The 19,089-nt window shown below is 32.7% G+C and carries 20 protein-coding genes and 1 tRNA gene; 12 read left to right on the forward strand and 9 right to left on the reverse strand.

The features are described from left to right. Positions 1-64 precede the first annotated feature (64 nt). Positions 65-418 (reverse strand): RNA recognition motif domain-containing protein, encoded by a 354-nt coding sequence (locus ACUN3A_RS11825; protein ID WP_445551492.1) that lies wholly within the window; start codon positions 416-418, stop codon positions 65-67. Positions 419-793: 375 nt separating this feature from the next. Between ACUN3A_RS11825 and ACUN3A_RS11830 the strand changes: the two genes are divergently transcribed. From ACUN3A_RS11830 to ACUN3A_RS11855, 6 genes are all read left to right on the forward strand, one after another. After that, positions 794-1,351: a 30S ribosomal protein S16 gene (locus ACUN3A_RS11830; RefSeq protein ID WP_445551493.1), complete on the forward strand. Its 558-nt coding sequence runs from the start codon at positions 794-796 to the stop codon at positions 1,349-1,351. Positions 1,352-1,366: 15 nt separating this feature from the next. Beyond that, positions 1,367-1,891 carry a ribosome maturation factor RimM gene (rimM, locus tag ACUN3A_RS11835; RefSeq protein WP_445551494.1) on the forward strand — a complete coding sequence of 175 codons (525 nt, stop codon included), beginning with the start codon at positions 1,367-1,369 and terminating at the stop codon, positions 1,889-1,891. 90 nt (positions 1,892-1,981) lie between these two features. Next, a complete protein-coding gene (locus ACUN3A_RS11840) occupies positions 1,982-2,689 on the forward strand; it encodes a tRNA1(Val) (adenine(37)-N6)-methyltransferase (protein ID WP_445551495.1) in 708 nt (235 codons plus the stop codon). A gap of 315 nt (positions 2,690-3,004) precedes the next feature. Beyond that, positions 3,005-4,408: a carbohydrate porin gene (locus tag ACUN3A_RS11845; RefSeq protein ID WP_445551496.1), complete on the forward strand. Its 1,404-nt coding sequence runs from the start codon at positions 3,005-3,007 to the stop codon at positions 4,406-4,408. A 186-nt stretch (positions 4,409-4,594) separates the two neighbouring features. Next, positions 4,595-5,773: an acyl-CoA dehydrogenase family protein gene (locus ACUN3A_RS11850; RefSeq protein ID WP_445551497.1), complete on the forward strand. Its 1,179-nt coding sequence runs from the start codon at positions 4,595-4,597 to the stop codon at positions 5,771-5,773. Positions 5,774-5,867: 94 nt separating this feature from the next. Then, entirely contained in the window at positions 5,868-6,650 is a 783-nt protein-coding gene (locus ACUN3A_RS11855) for a DUF3050 domain-containing protein (protein ID WP_445551498.1), read from the forward strand. Positions 6,651-6,683: 33 nt separating this feature from the next. On the opposite strand, the gene pth is transcribed toward ACUN3A_RS11855, so the two are convergent. The 3 genes from pth to ACUN3A_RS11870 form a co-directional block, all read right to left on the reverse strand. Beyond that, positions 6,684-7,310, reverse strand: coding sequence for an aminoacyl-tRNA hydrolase (gene pth, locus ACUN3A_RS11860; RefSeq protein ID WP_445551499.1), 627 nt, complete (start codon positions 7,308-7,310; stop codon positions 6,684-6,686). Positions 7,311-7,773: 463 nt separating this feature from the next. Beyond that, positions 7,774-8,382, reverse strand: a complete 609-nt coding sequence (locus ACUN3A_RS11865; protein WP_445551500.1) for a 50S ribosomal protein L25/general stress protein Ctc — start codon at positions 8,380-8,382, stop codon at positions 7,774-7,776. Positions 8,383-8,496: 114 nt separating this feature from the next. Then, positions 8,497-9,438, reverse strand: coding sequence for a ribose-phosphate pyrophosphokinase (locus ACUN3A_RS11870; protein WP_445551501.1), 942 nt, complete (start codon positions 9,436-9,438; stop codon positions 8,497-8,499). 218 nt (positions 9,439-9,656) lie between these two features. Between ACUN3A_RS11870 and ACUN3A_RS11875 the strand changes: the two genes are divergently transcribed. Then, positions 9,657-9,736: transfer RNA gene (locus ACUN3A_RS11875), tRNA-Leu, on the forward strand. Between the two features lie 807 nt (positions 9,737-10,543). On the opposite strand, the gene ACUN3A_RS11880 is transcribed toward ACUN3A_RS11875, so the two are convergent. Both ACUN3A_RS11880 and ACUN3A_RS11885 read right to left on the reverse strand, forming a co-directional pair. Beyond that, positions 10,544-10,759 carry a hypothetical protein gene (locus ACUN3A_RS11880; protein WP_445551502.1) on the reverse strand — a complete coding sequence of 72 codons (216 nt, stop codon included), beginning with the start codon at positions 10,757-10,759 and terminating at the stop codon, positions 10,544-10,546. Positions 10,760-10,998: 239 nt separating this feature from the next. Continuing rightward, positions 10,999-12,240 carry a 3-deoxy-D-manno-octulosonic acid transferase gene (locus tag ACUN3A_RS11885; RefSeq protein ID WP_445551503.1) on the reverse strand — a complete coding sequence of 414 codons (1,242 nt, stop codon included), beginning with the start codon at positions 12,238-12,240 and terminating at the stop codon, positions 10,999-11,001. A 155-nt stretch (positions 12,241-12,395) separates the two neighbouring features. Here ACUN3A_RS11885 and ACUN3A_RS11890 point away from each other — a divergent pair, with 155 nt between their 5' ends. The 4 genes from ACUN3A_RS11890 to ACUN3A_RS11905 all read left to right on the forward strand — a co-directional run bounded on the left by ACUN3A_RS11890 (position 12,396) and on the right by ACUN3A_RS11905 (position 14,589). Beyond that, complete coding sequence (locus tag ACUN3A_RS11890) at positions 12,396-13,526, forward strand: DegT/DnrJ/EryC1/StrS family aminotransferase (protein ID WP_445551504.1); 1,131 nt, start codon at positions 12,396-12,398, stop codon at positions 13,524-13,526. A 13-nt stretch (positions 13,527-13,539) separates the two neighbouring features. Further along, the gene (locus tag ACUN3A_RS11895; RefSeq protein WP_445551505.1) at positions 13,540-13,983 is read left to right on the forward strand and encodes a nuclear transport factor 2 family protein; all 444 of its coding nucleotides are present in this window, start codon (positions 13,540-13,542) and stop codon (positions 13,981-13,983) included. Positions 13,984-14,086: 103 nt separating this feature from the next. Beyond that, positions 14,087-14,284, forward strand: a complete 198-nt coding sequence (locus tag ACUN3A_RS11900; protein WP_445551506.1) for a hypothetical protein — start codon at positions 14,087-14,089, stop codon at positions 14,282-14,284. Next, entirely contained in the window at positions 14,272-14,589 is a 318-nt protein-coding gene (locus ACUN3A_RS11905) for a hypothetical protein (RefSeq protein ID WP_445551507.1), read from the forward strand. Before ACUN3A_RS11900 ends, ACUN3A_RS11905 begins: the two co-directional genes overlap by 13 nt. Before the next feature lie 62 nt (positions 14,590-14,651). Here ACUN3A_RS11905 and fabD read toward each other — a convergent pair whose 3' ends face one another. Together fabD and ACUN3A_RS11915 are read right to left on the reverse strand one after the other, a co-directional pair. Beyond that, entirely contained in the window at positions 14,652-15,524 is an 873-nt protein-coding gene (gene fabD / locus ACUN3A_RS11910; protein WP_445551508.1) for an ACP S-malonyltransferase, read from the reverse strand. 236 nt (positions 15,525-15,760) lie between these two features. After that, positions 15,761-16,288: a YceI family protein gene (locus ACUN3A_RS11915; protein WP_445551509.1), complete on the reverse strand. Its 528-nt coding sequence runs from the start codon at positions 16,286-16,288 to the stop codon at positions 15,761-15,763. 423 nt (positions 16,289-16,711) lie between these two features. Here ACUN3A_RS11915 and ACUN3A_RS11920 point away from each other — a divergent pair, with 423 nt between their 5' ends. Continuing rightward, positions 16,712-18,187 (forward strand): glycoside hydrolase family 130 protein, encoded by a 1,476-nt coding sequence (locus tag ACUN3A_RS11920; RefSeq protein WP_445551510.1) that lies wholly within the window; start codon positions 16,712-16,714, stop codon positions 18,185-18,187. 22 nt (positions 18,188-18,209) lie between these two features. Here ACUN3A_RS11920 and ACUN3A_RS11925 read toward each other — a convergent pair whose 3' ends face one another. Further along, entirely contained in the window at positions 18,210-19,031 is an 822-nt protein-coding gene (locus ACUN3A_RS11925; protein ID WP_445551511.1) for a protein-glutamine glutaminase family protein, read from the reverse strand. Positions 19,032-19,089: the final 58 nt, after the last annotated feature.

Genomic DNA, 19,089 nt, shown 5'->3' on the forward strand with positions numbered 1-19,089 from the left:
AGCATAAAAGAAAAGCCGGTTCAAGATTTTGAACCGGCTTTTTGATATATGATTGAAAAAAATATTAATATCTTCCTCTGTCTCCACCACCACGGTTGTCTCCACCACGGTTGTTTCCGTAACCTCCGCGAGAATCACCACCACGGTTGTTGTTAAAACTTCTTCTTTCGCCTTCTGGTTTTGGTTCAGATTTGTTTACAACGATTGCACGTCCTTGAACAGTAGCTCCGTTCAATTCGTCAATTGCTTTTTGAGCTTCGTCATCATTTGTCATTTCAACAAAACCGAATCCTTTGCTTCTTCCAGTAAATTTATCACTGATAATTTTTACAGAATCAACTGCTCCGTAAGCCTCAAAAGACTCTCTTAAATCTGCTTCCTCAATACTGAATGGAAGGCTTCCAACAAAAATATTCATATGTACTTATTTATAATAATTGAAACAAATGTACTCTATTTTTTTTCTAAACAACTATAAATTAGCTTATTTATCAGATATTTTATGAAAAAGCTCTGTTTTGTTGTCTTGTCATCTTTTTGATTTAACACTTAAAAACTGCTTTTTGGGTTGTTATTAATTTCAGTATCAACTTAAATAGGAAGATATAAGTTTGAATTTTGAATAAAAAAAGAATGATTTTTTAAATTTGGGCAGCATTTTTGTGTTTAGAATTAAGGGTAACAATGTGTTACTCATTAAAATAATAAACTTTTTAGATTGTTTCAATAAAAGATGTATCTTTGCACCCTTAATTAATCGAGGTCGAGTACCTCAAAATTTAATCATACGATTATGTCAGTAAAAATTAGATTACAAAGACACGGTAAAAAGCAAAAACCTTTTTACTGGGTTGTAGCAGCAGATGCTCGCTCAAAAAGAGATGGTAAATACCTAGAAAAAATTGGTACTTACAATCCAAACACAAATCCTGCAACTATCGAATTAAACTTGGATAGCGCAGTAAAATGGTTGCACAATGGTGCACAACCTACTGATACAGCAAAAGCTATTCTTTCTTACAAAGGAGCTTTATTGAAACACCACCTTGATGGAGGTATTCGTAAAGGTGCTTTGACTCAAGAACAAGCTGATGCAAAATTAGCTGCTTGGTTAGAAGCTAAAGCTGGAAAAGTTGATGCTAAAAAAGATGGTTTATCTAAAGCGCAAGCTGATGTTAAAGCAAAAGCTTTGAAAGCAGAACAAGCTGTAAACGCAAAACGTTTAGCTGATGCTGCAAAAGCTGAAGCTGATGCTATTGCTGCTGCAGCTCCTGCTGTTGAAGAAGAAGTTGTTGCTGAAGCTGAAGAAGCTCCTGCTGCAGAAGAAAATAACGAAACAACTGAAGCATAATTTTAGTAGGCGACGATGCGTAAAGAAGATTGTTTCTATTTAGGTAAAATTGCCAAAAAATTTAGTTTCAAAGGGGAAGTCTTAGCTTATTTAGATACTGACGAACCTGAGTTATACGAAAACTTGGAATCAGTGTTTGTTGAATGCAACAAACACTTGGTTCCTTTTTTTATTGAAAATAGTTCACTACACAAAAACGATTTCCTTCGTATTCGTTTTGAAGATGTGAATACCGAAGAAGAAGCCGATGCCTTATTGGGTAACGATTTGTATCTTCCATTAAAAATGTTGCCTAAACTTACAGGTAATAAATTCTACTTTCATGAAGTTATAGGTTTTGAGGTAGAAGACAAACGTCTTGGTTATGTTGGAGAAATTCAATCTATCAATGATACTACTGCTCAGCCTCTTTTTGAAGTTTTAAAAGGCGATGCCGAAATTCTTATTCCTATGATTGATCATTTTTTGGTTAAAATTGATCGAGAAAATAAAAAAGTCATCATGGATTTGCCAGAAGGCTTAATCGAAATGTACCTTTAGGAAAGTTAAATCGGTTATTTGTTTATTCGGTTATTCGAAAAAATCTAAAATCAGCATTCGTTAATCTACAATCTGAAATCAAAAATCTCCATGTTTCAATTCAAACAATTTTCTGTCGAACAAGATCGATGTGCTATGAAGATTGGTACTGATGGTGTTTTGCTTGGTGCTTGGGCTCCTATTGAAAACAATCCTTTTAGTGTTTTAGATATTGGTGCAGGAACTGGAATTATTGCTTTAATGCTTGCGCAAAGAAGTGGAGCGCAGCAAATCGATGCTTTAGAGATTGATGAAGAAGCTTACGAACAGGCTACAGATAATTTTGAAAATTCCCCTTGGAATGACCGCTTATTTTGTTTTCATGCCGGCTTGGACGAATTTGTTGAAGAACCCGAAGATGAATATGATTTAATTGTTTCCAATCCTCCTTTTTATAGTGAAGATTACAAATCTGAGAATGAACAACGAGATTTAGCTCGTTTTCAAGACGCTATGCCTTTTGAAGATTTGATCGAGGCGGCAGATTTATTACTTTCGGAAAATGGAATTTTTTCCGTTATAATTCCTTTTAAAGAAGAAGAAGGTTTCTTGGCTCTTGCTAAAGAATACGAACTTTATCCTCTAAAAATTACTCGCGTAAAAGGAACTCCAATAAGTGAAACTAAACGCAGTTTATTGGCTTTTAGTAGAAATGAAATTGTCAATTTTCCTATTGATGAATTAATTATCGAAACGGCACGACACATTTATACTCCAGAATATATTGAGTTGACTAAGGCGTTTTATCTGAAGATGTAACATCTTTTCTTCTTTTATTTTTAAAAAAAATTAAAACCTTTAAGTGATATTATCAGCTAATGACTGTTATATCTAATGTTTTTTTGTGAAATATATTTTAGGACTCTAAAAAAAACGATATTTCTTAATAATTCTTAATCTTAAATCTTAAATTTATCATAAAAAATATTAAATTTGATTTAAATCATTAATAAGAATTTTAAAGACAAAGTTTTCAAAACATTAAAAAGCAAACATTTACAGCTTAGTAAGAAATAGCAACGATTACTAAATATTAAATTGTAAATCTTTGATTAGACCCTTAAAATTGAAGCTATGAAAAAACAATTAACGCTCGTTTTCTTTTTTTTATTTTCGATGCATTTATTGGCTCAAGTTCCATCAACTACCAATAAATTATTTTCAATTGGAAGTTATGGTCGAGCTGGTATAGCTTATGGCTTAGGGGCCCCGAACAGTGATTTTCCCAGGTCTCTAAATTTAAATGGAATGGGGTCTATTGGAGGTCGTTTTGAAGAAAATGATTATTTTGAGTTAGCTACTGCATTACACTTTGATCCTGTTATCGCAGAGAAAGAAAAAACAAAAATAAACGTACAAGCCCGCTTTGCTTTTTATACTACTCAAGGTCAGTTAATAGGTAATGTTTCTAATAAATCAATTGGAGGAATCGTAACAGCTTTACCTGAATTATATGCCGAAGCTAATAATATAATGGGGAGTGAATGGAGTGTTTGGCTGGGAGCAAGATTATTTAGGGGTGATGATATTCATATTATTGACCATTTTTATTTTGATGATCATTCGGGGCAAGGCGTCGGAATAAAATATAAAAATACTCAAGTATCTGTTATTTTTGCAGGTTCAATTGATACGACATCTACATTACCTCCTAATTTTTATCTTAATATTGTAAATGGTACACCTACTTTAGGATTGCGTAATAGATATGTTTCTATTTTAGAGCACACAATGATGTTAGAAAAAGGATATGTAAAGTTCCTTGCTGAATTTCAAAGACTCCCGTCTGGAAATGCACAAAACGCTAATACTATTTATAATTACCCTGCTGATCATGGTTATGTTTTAGGTGCTAAATATTTTAAAGATATTCCATCTAAGCCGGGTTCGTTTAATGCAATTAGTGCCCGTTATGGTAGTGGAATAGCAAATGGTGGAGATGGAGGAAGTAGCCGAACGTATGTCACGTATGGAGCTCCAAACATCGAGACTAATAGTTTTAGAAAAGCAAACTCTCTTGCGATCACCGAAACTTTTTTGATTAATTTCAATAATAAATATTCCTTAAATGGATATGCTATTTATACCAAAAGTAGGGGTGCTAGTGATAGTTTAAATAAGGCGCCAGATTATTTAGGAAAGCAATTGTTATTTAACCGAAAACAAGATATTTCATTTGGAGCTAGGGGAACCTGGTATATAAAAGACTGGTTGCATTTACTTCATGAATTTGATTTAGCTTGGAGAAAAGACGGTACACAAGATTTTGCGCAGATGACAAAGTTTACTATTGCGCCAACATTAGTTCCTACTGCGATACGAGATGTTTGGGCAAGACCACATTTTAGGCTAGTATATAGCGTGGCACACTATAACAAATTTGCTGCTGACAACCTGTATTCTCCTTACCTAGCACAAAGTGGTACAAAGAGTTGGGGGCAATATTTGGGAGCAAAAGTAGAGTGGTGGCTTTGGTAAAGTTAGGATGATTTAATAATTAACCACGATATTAAGTAAAGGATAGTTTTTGACTATCCTTTTTAATTTATGTCCAATAAAGTTCTTTAATTAGTGGTTTTTAAAAGTAGAATTTACAAATATAACTTTACATTTTAGTTTTGTTATATTTCTTTATGTAGTTTTGTAATAATAAAAAATGATGCCATGAAACCCGATTTATTTCAAGCCCCGGATTATTATAATCTAGATGATTTATTAAGTGAGGAGCATAAGCTCGTTCGTGATTCTGCACGTGCTTGGGTAAAGCGCGAAGTTTCTCCTATTATAGAAGAATATGCACAGAAAGCAGAATTTCCAAAACAGATTATAAAAGGTCTCGGTGAAATTGGCGGTTTTGGACCTTATATTCCTGTTGAATATGGAGGCTCAGGGTTGGATCAAATTTCGTATGGTCTAATTATGCAAGAAATAGAACGTGGAGATTCTGGTGTTCGTTCTACATCATCAGTGCAATCGTCATTGGTAATGTATCCTATTTGGAAGTATGGAAACGAAGACCAAAGGATGAAATATTTGCCAAAACTGGCTACCGGAGAATTGATGGGTTGTTTTGGATTGACTGAGCCCAATTATGGTTCAGATCCTGGTAGCATGATTACTAATTTTAAAGATATGGGTGATCATTATCTTTTGAATGGTGCTAAAATGTGGATATCAAATGCTCCATTTGCTGATATTGCCGTTGTTTGGGCAAAAAATGAAGAAGGAAGAATACATGGATTAATCGTAGAAAGAGGGATGGAAGGTTTTACTACTCCAGAAACTCATAATAAATGGTCACTTCGTGCTTCGTCTACAGGAGAGTTAATTTTTGATAATGTAAAAGTTCCTAAAGAAAATCTATTGCCTAATAAATCTGGACTCGGAGCGCCACTCGGGTGCTTAGATTCTGCTCGTTACGGAATTGCTTGGGGTGCGATTGGTGCAGCAATGGACTGTTATGATACAGCTTTGCGCTATGCAAAAGAAAGAATTCAGTTTGATAAACCAATTGCGGGTACGCAATTACAGCAAAAAAAATTGGCTGAAATGATTACTGAAATTACAAAAGCACAATTATTGACTTGGAGACTTGGAGTTTTAAGAAATGAAGGAAAGGCAACAACAGCTCAGATCTCTATGGCGAAAAGAAATAACGTAGATATGGCTTTGCATATTGCACGTGAAGCTAGGCAAATGTTAGGTGGAATGGGGATTACGGGTGAATACTCAATTATGCGTCACATGATGAACTTAGAATCTGTAATTACTTATGAAGGAACTCATGATATTCATTTGTTAATTACTGGAATGGATGTTACTGGGATTGCAGCTTTTAAATAAAATCATACAAATACTAAAATAATTATAAATTTGTTAATAAAGCTTCTTGTAATCAGGAAGCTTTTTTAATTTTACAAAAAAAACAACAGTCCAGATGAATATTGCAACTATCAATGCTAGCATTGAAACACAGAAACAACAATTATTAAACCACTCATTATATAAAAAAATTAATACTATTGATGATTTACATGATTTTTTAGAATGCCATGTGTATGCTGTTTGGGATTTTATGTCGCTATTGAAAGCATTGCAAAATAAATTAACATGTACTACGACGCCTTGGTTTGCTTCACCATATCCTGAAACTCGATATTTAATCAATGAAATTGTTTTGGCTGAAGAAAGTGATTTAAGTATTGATGGCAGACGTTTGAGTCATTTTGAAATGTACTTGGAGGCGATGCAGGATTGTGGTGCAAAGACAACTAATATAGAACGATTTTTAGAAGAAGTTAATTCGCTTAAAAATATATTTGTAGCTATTAAGAAAAGTGATTTGCATCCAAATATTAAAGCGTTTCTTGATTTTACGTTTAGAGTTATTGAAGAAGGAAAACCTCATGAAATAGCTGCTGCATTTACTTTTGGACGAGAAGATCTAATTCCAAATATGTTTACTGAAATCTTAAAGCAATTTCAATCTAATTTTCCAAATTATGATTTAAGTAAACTCCTTTATTATTTTGAAAGACATATTGAGTTAGATGCAGATGAGCATGGGCCAATGGCGATGACAATGATTAAAGAACTTTGTGGTGAAGATTCAAAAAAATGGTCTGAGGTACAATCCGTTTCGGTTTTGGCTTTAGAAAAAAGAATAGGACTTTGGGATGCTATTGAAGAACAGATTGTTTTGAAAGCTGAAATGGTTTAACGTAAAAAGAGAGACAATGGTCTCTCTTTTTTTTTATTTTCCATTGAATGTGGTCATAGTGTTTTCTAAACCTGCTGTGCCAAATGATTTTATAATTTCGGAAGCGAGTTCTAGTCTTTCTGGAAGTTTTGTTTTTTCATTATCATCCCAGTCTCCTAATACATAATCTACTTGTTGCCCTTTTTTGAACTCATCACTGATTCCAAATCGGAAGCGGGTATATTCTTGGGTGTTCAAGACGAGATTGATGTTTTTGAGTCCATTATGACCTCCATCACTACCTTTTTTGCGAATTCGAACAGTTCCGAACGAAAGGTTTAAATCGTCGGTGATGACAAATATGTTTTCTAGCGGAATGTTTTCTTTGTCCATCCAGTATTTTACCGCTTTACCGCTTAAATTCATATAGGTGTTTGGTTTTAGTAGCAAAAACGTTCTGCCTTTGAATTTGTATTCGGCAAGTGCGCCTAGTTTTACTGTTTCAAAAGAAATCCCTTCTTTTTTTGCTAGGAAATCCAAGACTTTAAAACCAATATTGTGTCGGGTATTTACGTATTCGGAGCCAATGTTGCCAAGGCCAACGATTAAAAATTTCTTCATAGTGTCTATATTCTCTGCTGTTTTTGGTGATGAAAACAGGTTTTGTATCCATTTTATCATGTTGCAAAAATAAACTAATTGGTTAATTTGTCAATTTGAAAATGAGATAATTTGAAAATGTTTGGAAAAGCGTTGACTGGCATATCAAATTGTTGGATTTATTATTAAAGCAAAATCATAAAACCTAACTAGTTCGAATTTCTAAACAGATAGTATTAATTTTAATCATATAAGAAATATAAGGTCATATGAGCAGGGCTTAAACAAACTTATATGATAAAATCTAGGTGCAATTGATTTTTTTGTTTTGAAAAACTGAATATTTGGCTTAGCCCCGAGAGAAGTGGAAATCCTTTTTGTTTTTTCTTTAAAAACAAAAAGATTGAAACGGATAGCGGGACTGATGGTCTTGAAATTATCAACTGTGTTGCTCCAAATTATTTCTATATCTAATCTTTTCGCTTTAAATCAAAAAAAAGCACCAGTTGTGAAACTGATGCTTTTGATATAGATTGAAAAAGTATTATTTTTTCTTTTTTGCAGGAGCTTTTGCTGCTTTTGCTGCTTCTTGAGCTGCTTTCATAGCTGCACGAGAAATCTTCACTTGACAAATAACAGTATTGTCTGGGTGCATGATTTTGAAGTTTGGAGTTGGCACTTTAGTAACGTATAATTTGTTACCCATGTCAAGAGGAGTAATATCAGCTTCAACGAAATCTGGAAGATTTTTTGGTAAAGCTTTAACTTTCAATTTACGAGTGTTCAAACGTAAATCTCCACCTGCCATAACTCCTTTTGATTTTCCAACGATATGAACTGGAACTTCAATAGTGATTTCTTTGTCATCATGGATTTGAAAGAAGTCAATGTGTAAAATTTTGTCAGATACCGGGTGAACCTGAATATCTTGCAATACAGCGTTGAAAGTTTTACCGTTTCCAAGCTCAATCACAACTGTGTGCGCGTTTGGAGTGTAAACCAAGTTCTTGAAAGCTATAACTTCCGCTGAAAAATGAACTGCTTGACTTCCTCCGTATAATACGCAAGGAACCAATCCAGCATTACGTAAGGCTTTAGTTGCTACTTTGCCCACGCTTTCTCTTTCTGATCCTTTAATTGTAATCGATTTCATTGTAAAAATTTATATAGTTATTAATTAAACTCTTTTTATTAAGTAATTACTTTTAGCTTAGTTCGCTAATTGCTTTTTACTTGTCTCTAAATAGCTTTTGTTTTGTGTAATGAATTACATTAAAAACTTGCTACTAATAGAGTTGTTGTGATGAACCATGTGCATTACTTCGGCAAAAAGTGGTGCACAACTCACTACTCTTATTTTGTTTGATTGCTTTTTCAACGGAATAGAATCGGTTACGATTAGTTCCAACAATTTTGAATTTTCAATTTTTTCGTAAGCACCGCCCGATAAAATGGCATGTGTACAAATTGCTCTTACGCTTAAGGCTCCTTTTTCGATCATTAAATCGGCGGCTCTCGCCAAAGTTCCTCCTGTGTCAATCATGTCATCTACTAAGATTACATTTTTGCCTTTTACTTCTCCGATAAGCTCCATTGTTTCGATAACGTTGGCCGCTTTTCTTTGTTTGTAACAGATTACTACTTCAGAATTTAAGAATTTCGAATACGCATAAGCTCTTTTCGATCCTCCCATATCTGGTGAAGCAATCATTAAATTGTCTAGTTCAAGACTTTCTACATAAGGTAAAAAGATAGTAGATGCAAAAAGATGATCTACTGGTTTCTCGAAGAATCCTTGTATTTGATCTGCGTGCAAATCCATAGTCATAACTCTTGTTGCTCCAGCTGCATTTAATAAATTTGCAACTAGTTTAGCTCCAATCGGCACTCTTGGTTTGTCTTTTCTGTCTTGTCTTGCCCAACCAAAATAAGGCATTACAGCAGTAATATGTCTTGCTGATGCTCTTTTTGCAGCATCAATCATTAGTAATAATTCCATCAAATTATCCGCAGTTGGAAAAGTAGAGCATACTATAAATACGCGTAACCCTCTGATAGACTCTTCATAAGATGGTTGAAATTCACCATCGCTATAAGTAGACATTGTTACTTTACCTAATGGTATACCGTATTCTTTTGCAATTTTCTCTGCAAGATATTCACTTTTTGAACAAGCAAAAATTTTAGCTTCAGGTTCTAGGTGTGACATTTAATTTGTTGTTTTGTAGTTAGTTGTGTGTAATGTTTTTTAACGAGGTGCAAATTTATGAAATTAATTCAACTCTGAAAGGAAAAATTTAAGTATTTTTATTAGAATGTTTAAATATTTTTTTTACATTTGCACCGTGTTAAAGGAAAAGGTTTTTATTTACCAGTAAGAATCTCTTTATTGCGTTAAAATAATTGTTAATTATTTTTGTCTGCTAAGCCCGGATGGCGGAATTGGTAGACGCGCTGGTCTCAAACACCTGTGGGAAACCGTGCCGGTTCGACTCCGGCTCCGGGTACTTAAAACCTCTGAAATCATTTGATTTTCAGAGGTTTTTGCTTTTAGGGGTGTTCTGTAAGGGGGTTTTTAGTGTTATTTATACTTTTATAAGTAGAGTAACTCTTAGTGGTTTATTTTTCTGAAAGTTTTTTTGTTCTAGATCGTCTGTTTGTTTTGATTCTAGTTAATGATTTTTAATGATGGTAGAGATGAAAATTATTTACTCGAAGCTAGTTTCTATATATGTAAAAGTTGAAAATAAAAAAGAAGAGTGTGTAAAAAGGTAGAGTAGTAATAGTATTTGAAGGGTGTTTTGAAATTAAGACCTCTCTTTTTTTGTTTTTGAGGTTTATGTCAAAAAAAAGTAAATATCGAATCGTGAAAATGTTATGATTTCTAATGGTTTTTATTTTGGAATCAATGAAAGGAGAGATGATGCTTGAGGTTCTTGATTCTTATCATATCTTCATTTACTGGTAAATATCCTGATCTAATTTTTATCTGCTTAAAACAATGAAGTAGTGATGAGCTTATTGTTATTTGAAATTTGTTCACTCCTACGATGTTTAGCGAATTTAGATATCAAAATTTATAAATATTGTTAAGGAGGGGGTGAAAGAATAAGGTGTAGATGTTTGCGTTGAATTCTTTCAGTGTTTATAAGTTTAGGGATTAATTTAGAAGAGTTTAAAAAGCGAATTTCTTCTTGGTTTTAATGAGTTGAAGTAATTGCTTAGTCTTTGTTTTTAATTCCCTTTTTTTGACTTTATTCCATAAAAAAAAGCTGCATTAAATGCAGCTTATTTTTTTCTAGTGTAATTTAAAATTACTTAGCAGCTGGAGCTTCAGTAGCAGCAGCAGGTGCAGCAACAGCAGCAGTATCAGCAGCAACAGCAGCAGTATCAGCAACAACAGCAGCAGTATCAGCAACTACAGCAGTAGTATCAGCAGCTACTTCTCCTTCTGCAGGAGCATCAGCTTTTTTACAAGATACAACAGATAATACAGCAACAACAGCTAAACTTAAAAATACTTTTTTCATCTTAATTTAATATAAAGGTTAATTATTAATTCTTGGCAAAGATATAAATTTTTTAATATGTAAAATATTTTTTCATTTATTTTTTAAAAATAATTTCTAATTAGGGCTTTAACTTTCCATTTGTTGAACGAAAAATTAGTAAAAAACGATATTCATTGAAAAATTCTCTCATTTATAACGTTTTGTATTTCTGTTTTATAAATCATTTATTATGTTTAAAACTTGTTTTAAAGGCTTTTTTAAGGAGTTATTTGTGTTAAAATTGAATTGGTAGCTCCTTTGTTTTTTTGTACAAATTCAGCGCAAATTTTTCCTTTTTCATCTCTCGTTTCTTTGTTTTGAATTAACGTTGAAAAAGCAATTTTTAGTTCATTGTAATTCTTTATAGAAATACAGCCTTTGTTCTCTTCTAGTTTGATGGCTTCGTCAAAATGAGAAAAATTTGGTCCAATGACAATAGGAACGCCAAAAGTGGCTGGCTCTAAGATATTGTGGACTCCTGGGTTCCCAAAACCGCCGCCCACATATGCTATATCCGCATAGCTGTAGATTTTGGTTAAAATTCCAATAGTATCTATAATAAATACATCGTATTCATTTAGAGGCTTGATTGATGTTGTGTTTAATTCGGAAAATAAAACTACTTTTTTAGAAGTAGATTTTTTTAATTCTTGAATTTGTTCTGCTTTAATATTATGTGGTGCAATAATAAACTTGACTTTTTCTTTAGTTTGATTAATGTAATTAATTAATAAACTCTCGTCCTTTGGCCACGAACTTCCTACTACAATCGTTAGTGTGTCGTTTTTGAAGTTTTCTATAAAATCAAGCGTATTGTCTTTTTCTAAAATAGCAACCACCCGGTCAAAGCGGGTATCGCCAGAAACAGTTACATTGGTTTTGTCCAATTGCAGTAATAATTTTTTTGATATTTCATTTTGAACAAAAAAATGAGTGAATGTTTCTAATGCTTTTCTATAAAATCCACCGTACCATTTAAAAAACAGTTGGTTTTCTCTTAGAATTCCCGAAATTAAATAGGTTGGAGTTTTCAATTTTCGAAGTTCATTCAAATAGTTAGGCCAATATTCATATTTGATAAAGAATGCCATCTCTGGACGAGCAAGCTGTAAAAAGCGTTGTGCATTTTTTCGTGTATCCAAAGGTAGATATACAGTAACATCTGCTACAGTATTATTCTTGCGAACTTCATAACCTGAGGGAGAGAAAAAAGTAACTATGATTTTATGATTTGGGAATTTTTCTTTTATCTTTTCAATAACGGGTAAACCTTGTTCATATTCGCCTAATGAGGCCGCGTGAAACCAAATGGTTTTATCATTGGCTTTTATTTTTGCTGCCAAAATTTCGAAAACAGCTTTTCTTCCATTTACAAAAAGCTTGATTTTTGGACTGAATTGAGCGATGATTTTTAATAAAAAATTCGCAATTTGAACGATTAAAGTGTAGAGAAAAAGCATATCAAAAAATTTCTGGGGCTAAAATACGTTTTCTTTTAATTATCTATAAAATCATTCTGCTAAAATCCTTATTTTTGTTGCAAATGTAAAACTTTGTGAATTTTGCGTGAGCGTTGTCCACTTTGTTGTTCAAGAATTTTAAACGAAAGATTATAATGAAAAAAATACAAATGGTTGACTTAAAGAGTCAATATGATAAAATTGCTACAACTGTTAATGCTTCAATCCAAGAAGTTCTCGATACGAATACCTATATTAATGGACCACAAGTTCATCAATTTCAAAAAAGCCTTGAAGAATATTTAGACGTTAAGCACGTAATTCCTTGTGCTAACGGAACAGATGCGTTGCAAATTGCAATGATGGGATTAGATTTAAAACCAGGTGACGAAGTAATTACTGCCGATTTTACTTTTGCAGCTACAGTTGAAGTTATTGCTTTATTACAATTGACTCCAGTTTTGGTTGATGTTGATTTGGTAAATATGAATATTTCTATCGATGCAATCAAAAAAGCGATTACTCCAAAAACCAAAGCGATTGTTCCAGTACATTTATTTGGACGTTCTGCTAATATGGACGAAATTATGGCTATCGCGGCAGCCCATAATTTGTATGTTATTGAAGATAATGCTCAAGCGATTGGAGCAAATTATACTTTTGCTGATGGTAGTAAGAAAAAAGCAGGAGTTATTGGTCATGTGAGTTCAACCTCATTTTTTCCTTCTAAAAATTTAGGATGTTACGGAGATGGTGGTGCTATTTTTACTAATGATGATGCATTGGCGCACAAAATTCGTGGGATTGTAAATCACGGAATGTATGAGCGTTATCATCATGATGTTGTTGGAGTAAATTCAAGGTTAGATAGTATTCAAGCAGGAGTTTTGAATGCAAAATTACCTTTCTTGAATGAGTATAATACTGCACGTAGATTAGCAGCGTCAAAATACAATGCTGCTTTTGAAGGAAATAAAAATATTGTTACTCCAGCATTTGATTGGAATGGAGATGATCATGTTTTTCACCAATATGTGCTTCGAATTGTAGATGCTGATAGAGATGCTTTGATGCAACATTTATTAGATAAAGCAATTCCTTGTGCTATCTATTATCCAATTCCATTGCATTCGCAAAAAGCATATTTGGATGTGCGTTACAAAGAAGAAGATTTCCCAGTGACAAATCAATTGGTAAAAGAAGTTATTGCATTACCAATGCACACAGAATTAGATGATGAACAAATTAAATTTATCACAGATAGTGTTCTGGAATTTTTAAAATAACAAATAGCTATATATGAAATATTTTTTGACAATTCTTACGATAATTTTAGTTCAGTTTTCAGGTTTTTCTCAGGATGCTTCTAAATCCAAAGAAGGAAGTGCTGTTGCTGCTCGTGTTGAAGTTTTGCGTCAAGCGATGATTGATGCCGATGGAAAAAAACTAAAAGATTTAACTTCTGAAAGTTTAAGCTACGGGCATTCGAATGGGAATATTCAAAATCAAACTGTTTTTATAGAAAAAATTGTGAATGGTGAGTCTGATTTTGTTAGTATTGAATTTCAAAATCAAACCATTGAGATTGTTGGAGATTTAGCTATTGTTCGTCATAATTTAGCTGCTCATACAAAAGATGCTGGTGTAGATAAGGATATCAAAATAGGAATTATGCTCATTTGGCAAAAACAAAAAAACAAATGGTTACTTGTCGCTAGACAAGCTTATAAATTACCAGTATAAAAAATAATTTATAATTAAAACCGAATCCCAAATTATCTAGAGATAGTTTGGGATTTTTTGTTTTAAATAATTAATTGTAAATTCGTTACATAAAAGAAAAGCTATGAATCCTAAAAAAGTAAACCCGAAAATAACCAAAGTAGAAGAACCTGCTGTGGTTTATGAATCTTCGAAGATTAAATTCAAAGGAATTGACAGAGCTACTTTTGATTTTGATGAAGAATTTAAAAACGGTTATACTCCAGAAGAATTCAAGGCTGAAATGCATAAAAGAATAAAAGCATATCCTTGGAAAAAGTAATATTTAAGGACAAGGTTTTAGATTATTTGGATGAATTAGTTTATGTGCTTTTTAAGGAAGAGTACTTTAGTTATTCTGAAAATGCTCAGCTTTATGTGGATAAAATTGTAGACTTTATTATTTTGGAGATTAATTATTTTCCACACAAAACTACTCCACAAAAACTCCAATATCTAGGCTCTAACTACATTTTTTATAACTCCAATAACAGAACGACTTGGTATGTTTTCTTTGAAAAAAAGAATAATAATTATTTAATTACCGGAATTCTTAACAATCATTGTGAGGAAGCAAAAGAGCTTTGAAATAAAAAATCCTCGTGAACTTTTGCTCACGAGGATGATTTTATAAGGATAAAAAGAAGTAATTAAGCATGAGCCGTAGCTGCTTCTTTTTCAATTTTATGAATCAATCCAGTCAATACTTTTCCTGGTCCTACTTCGGTAAATAAAGTTGCACCATCAGCGATCATTTGTTGAACTGATTGTGTCCATTTTACAGGAGCTGTCAATTGGATAATTAAATTTTTCTTGATTTCATTTGCATCCGAAATTGCACTAGCAGTTACGTTTTGATAAACTGGACAGCTAGGAGCAGAGAATGTAGTAGCTTCGATAGCTGCTGCTAATTCTTCTCTTGCTGGTTCCATCATTGGAGAGTGAAATGCTCCGCCGACTGGCAATAATAAAGCACGTTTAGCACCTGCTTGTTTCATTGCTTCACAAGCTAATTCAACTGCTTTAAATTCACCAGAAATTACCAATTGTCCAGGGCAGTTATAATTTGCCGCTACTACAACACCATCAATAGAAGCACAAACTTCTTCCACAATATTGTCAGCCAAGCCTAAAACAGCGGCCATAGTTGAAGGAGTAATTTCACATGCTTTTTGCATCGCTAATGCACGTTGTGAAACTAATTTTAATCCGTCTTCAAAGGATAATACACCATTTGCCACCAAAGCTGAAAATTCACCTAAAGAATGTCCTGCTACCATTTCTGGTTTGAAATCTTCTAAAGTTTTTGCCAAGATTACTGAGTGTAAAAAAACCGCTGGTTGTGTAACTTTGGTTTCTTTTAATTCATCTGCAGTACCTTCAAACATGATGTCTGTGATACGGAAACCTAAAATATCATTGGCTTTTTCGAATAATTCTTTTGCTAAAGGCGAGCTTTCATATAAGTCTTTACCCATTCCTGTGAATTGTGCTCCTTGACCTGGAAATACGTATGCTTTCATCTGTGATTTTTTTATTGTTTTTTTATTTGTCAGATGGAATGCCAAAAGGCATTTCATGTCTTTAATTTTAAAGATTAAAAATTTAAAGATTGAAAAATTACTTTCAATCGGGATGCAAAAATAGTGTTTTTTTAGGATTTATAAAGAAAGATGCAAATGTGACAAAAAAAACCTCTCCGCTTGTTAATAAAGCAGGGAGGTTTGTAAGGATATAAAAATCAGTTTTTGGAAATGATTTATAATTTTATCAATTGTAATTCGATATTCAAACGAACTTCTTCTCCAATTAAAACGCCTCCAGTTTCTAATGCTGCGTTATAGTTTAATCCCCAATCTTTACGGTTTATTTTACCAGTTATGTTCAATGCTGCTTTGGTATTTCCCCAAGGATCTTTCATTAATCCGCTGAATTCTGCTGGAAATTTTACTGGTTTTGTAACACCTTTTAAACTCAAATCACCTGCCAATTCATAGTCATCACCATCTTTAGAAAAAGAAGTAGCTTTAAATGTTAGTTTTGGATAGCTTTCTGCGTCAAAAAAATCACCACTAATCAAGTGATTGTCTCTGTCTGTATTGTTGGTATTGATAGAATTGATGTCTGCAGAAAATTCAAAACTAGCATTTTCGAAGGTATCATCTTCTGCTGTGATTGTTGCATCATAGGTTTTGAAATTTCCTGAAACATTTGTAAACATCATGTGTTTTACTTTAAATCCAATTTCTGAGTGTGTTGGGTCAATTGCCCATTTTGTTGTTGACATAATTTTATTTTTTATTATTTAATAATTTGTTTCATTTTGATAAGACAAATTTACAGCGACAATAGAAATAGAGTACTTAACCTAGATTAAGAAATAAAACATAAAAAATTAAATATTTGATTTTGTTTGTAATTTATTAAAAGTCAAATTATTGTTTTTTTTATTTCGTATATTTGAAATAGGTTGTCAACTACAATAACAACTTTCTTTTGCTATTTTAAGCTTTTTCAGATTTACATGTGGTTTAGAAATCTTATTTTGAATAAAAATTGATAACTATAAAATTTTGATTGCCTTTTAGTGTGTAGGTTTTCATAGTAGTAGATTTTTTTTTAATAATTAAATAAGAAGTAATACAAGGAATACGTTTTATTATATTCAAAATGCGTTTACTTATTGTGTTTTAATAAAAAAATCAAATTTATGAAGGTATCTGTTACGAGAAAAACTATAAAATTTTTACCTGATTCCAGTAGGGTTGTTGCTCGATATTTTATGAATGGTGAAGAGCGAACAAAAGAGTTAATTAGCCGTATTTTGGTTATGAGTAATTCTGATGTAAATAAATTTTTAGAACAAATAAACAGAGACTTTGCAAGACGGCATAGGAATTTATCTGCTATATTTTATAAACATTATGAATATGTCAGACCTATAATTACTAAAATGAAAATCAATGAAGAAGAATTGTCGGAGGAAAGAAAATGGCTTATAGGTTCTTACTTAACTATGGAGTATTCTATTGAATCTGCTGCTTTTTTTAATCCTTCCATTGTAGAAGATTTTGATCAATCAGGTTTAGAAAAGGGAGAAAAAAGGATAATTATTTCATTTAGAGCAACTGGTGAAGGGCATGTTTCGTCGATCGTATTTAGAAGAGGAATTATTGATAAGGATAATAATCTTAGAATGATGCGAATTGGCGACAGTATTGAAAAAGCCGAGGTTTCTCATAAAATGATGTTTAATAAAAAACGAATTTTGTCCAAATTAGCAGAAATGCATACTCTAGATATTTACTCTACGATACTAAGCAATTTACCAGATGTATTTGAATATTCTGTTTTTAAAGATTTGGTACAGGCAGAATTAAAAAAGCCAAATATTAAAAAAGAAGATCAGGAAGCTTTTGAAGAAGTGCTTTGGTTGATGAATTCTTTTTATGATATACAATTCAAACATGATTCGGATATTTCGGAGCGTGTTATATTTCCTATAGTAGATACGGAGAGTCGTGGTATCGAAGATGCTCGTTTTGTTCGTTTTGTTGATGATGATAATTCAGAGATGATAATGGGGACTTATACCGCTTATAACGGACATTCAATACTTTCGAAAATAATTACAACCGAAGATTTTTATACTTTTCGGGTAATGCCTTTGTATGGTGAAGAATCCCAAAGTAAAGGAATGGCTTTGTTTCCAAAAAAAATAAAAGGGAAATATGCTATGCTGGCCAGAGTCGATGGCGTAAATAATTATCTGATGTATTCGTCTAGATTAAACCAGTGGAAAAATCCGCAAATTATTCAGAGACCTGAATATGCTTGGGAATTAACACAAATTGGGAATTGTGGATCTCCTTTATGGACAGAGGAAGGTTGGTTGATATTAACGCATGGAGTAGGAGCGATGAGAAGATATTGTATTGGAGCTTCATTATTTGATTTGGATGATCCTTCCAAAGAAATAGGAAGACTCCCAGAACCTTTGATAGCTCCTATGGAAGATGAGCGTGAAGGCTATGTGCCAAATGTAGTTTATTCTTGCGGTTCAATAATTCATAATAACAGCCTCATTTTGCCTTATGCGGTATCCGATTATTCATCGACTTATGCTGTAATTGATTTGGTCGAATTATTAGATGTTTTGAAGAATACTAAAAAAGTGTTATCCTGAGAATTATGAAAATCTATTAAAATTAGGGTTTTAATAAAGCAAGGGCTTCTTTCCATTTAGCAAGATTCGAAAAATAAATTTCACGGTATTGAGCTATGATATTTTGATGTTTCAATTGAAAGTCGTTATTCATTTCGTAGTTCCAATTATTATCTCTAATAATAGTTTCAAAATTAAAGACATTTCCAGCTAACATTTTATAATCAGTAACTAAATTCTGGTGTTGTTCGGATTGCAAAATGGGTTCAATTTCAGAATCATAAAAAGTTATGGCTGTTTCGTTTACAGCTAATCCTTTTTCAACCCAATGTTGCTCTAAAGCTTCTTCTTCGTACTTAAAGAAATCAGTAATATGCTTGTCTGAAAACCAATTGGGAAGCTTAATATTTGGTCGATTTGAATTTAATAAGTCATTAGAAGCAGATTGTAATTGCGCATTAGGAATCATCGAGGAATTGTATAAATACCATTCGGAATCCATAATCAAATAGATTATTTTCTTAGTATTTAGTTTCGCCAGCCAAGTCCTGTACCTAACGATTCCATTAGGAAATAAACCTGGGTCAATGACCATTTTACGTACTTTATTTTCAATTTTAACTTGTATTACTGGAGCTACATGATAGCCCCAATCAATTGTTCCTGTTGGAGAGATGTTTTTTTTGTCAATAAACGAAATCAAATTACTATTAGAAGTGGAATAAACTGCGGGAGCAAAGGCCCAAATTTTTGCGCATTGAATGCCTTTAGAAGCTAATAGTAAACTGATATAGTGAGAAATATTATGACAATTGGCTTGTTGATACCCAAAAGGAATTCCGGAGTTTTTAAATTCTGAAAACAAAGCTTTTGCAGAATTTAAATCCAGTATTGATAGCTTTCGTGGCGTTAAAAGAGGATGC

Source organism: Flavobacterium sp. WC2509, assembly GCF_052683105.1.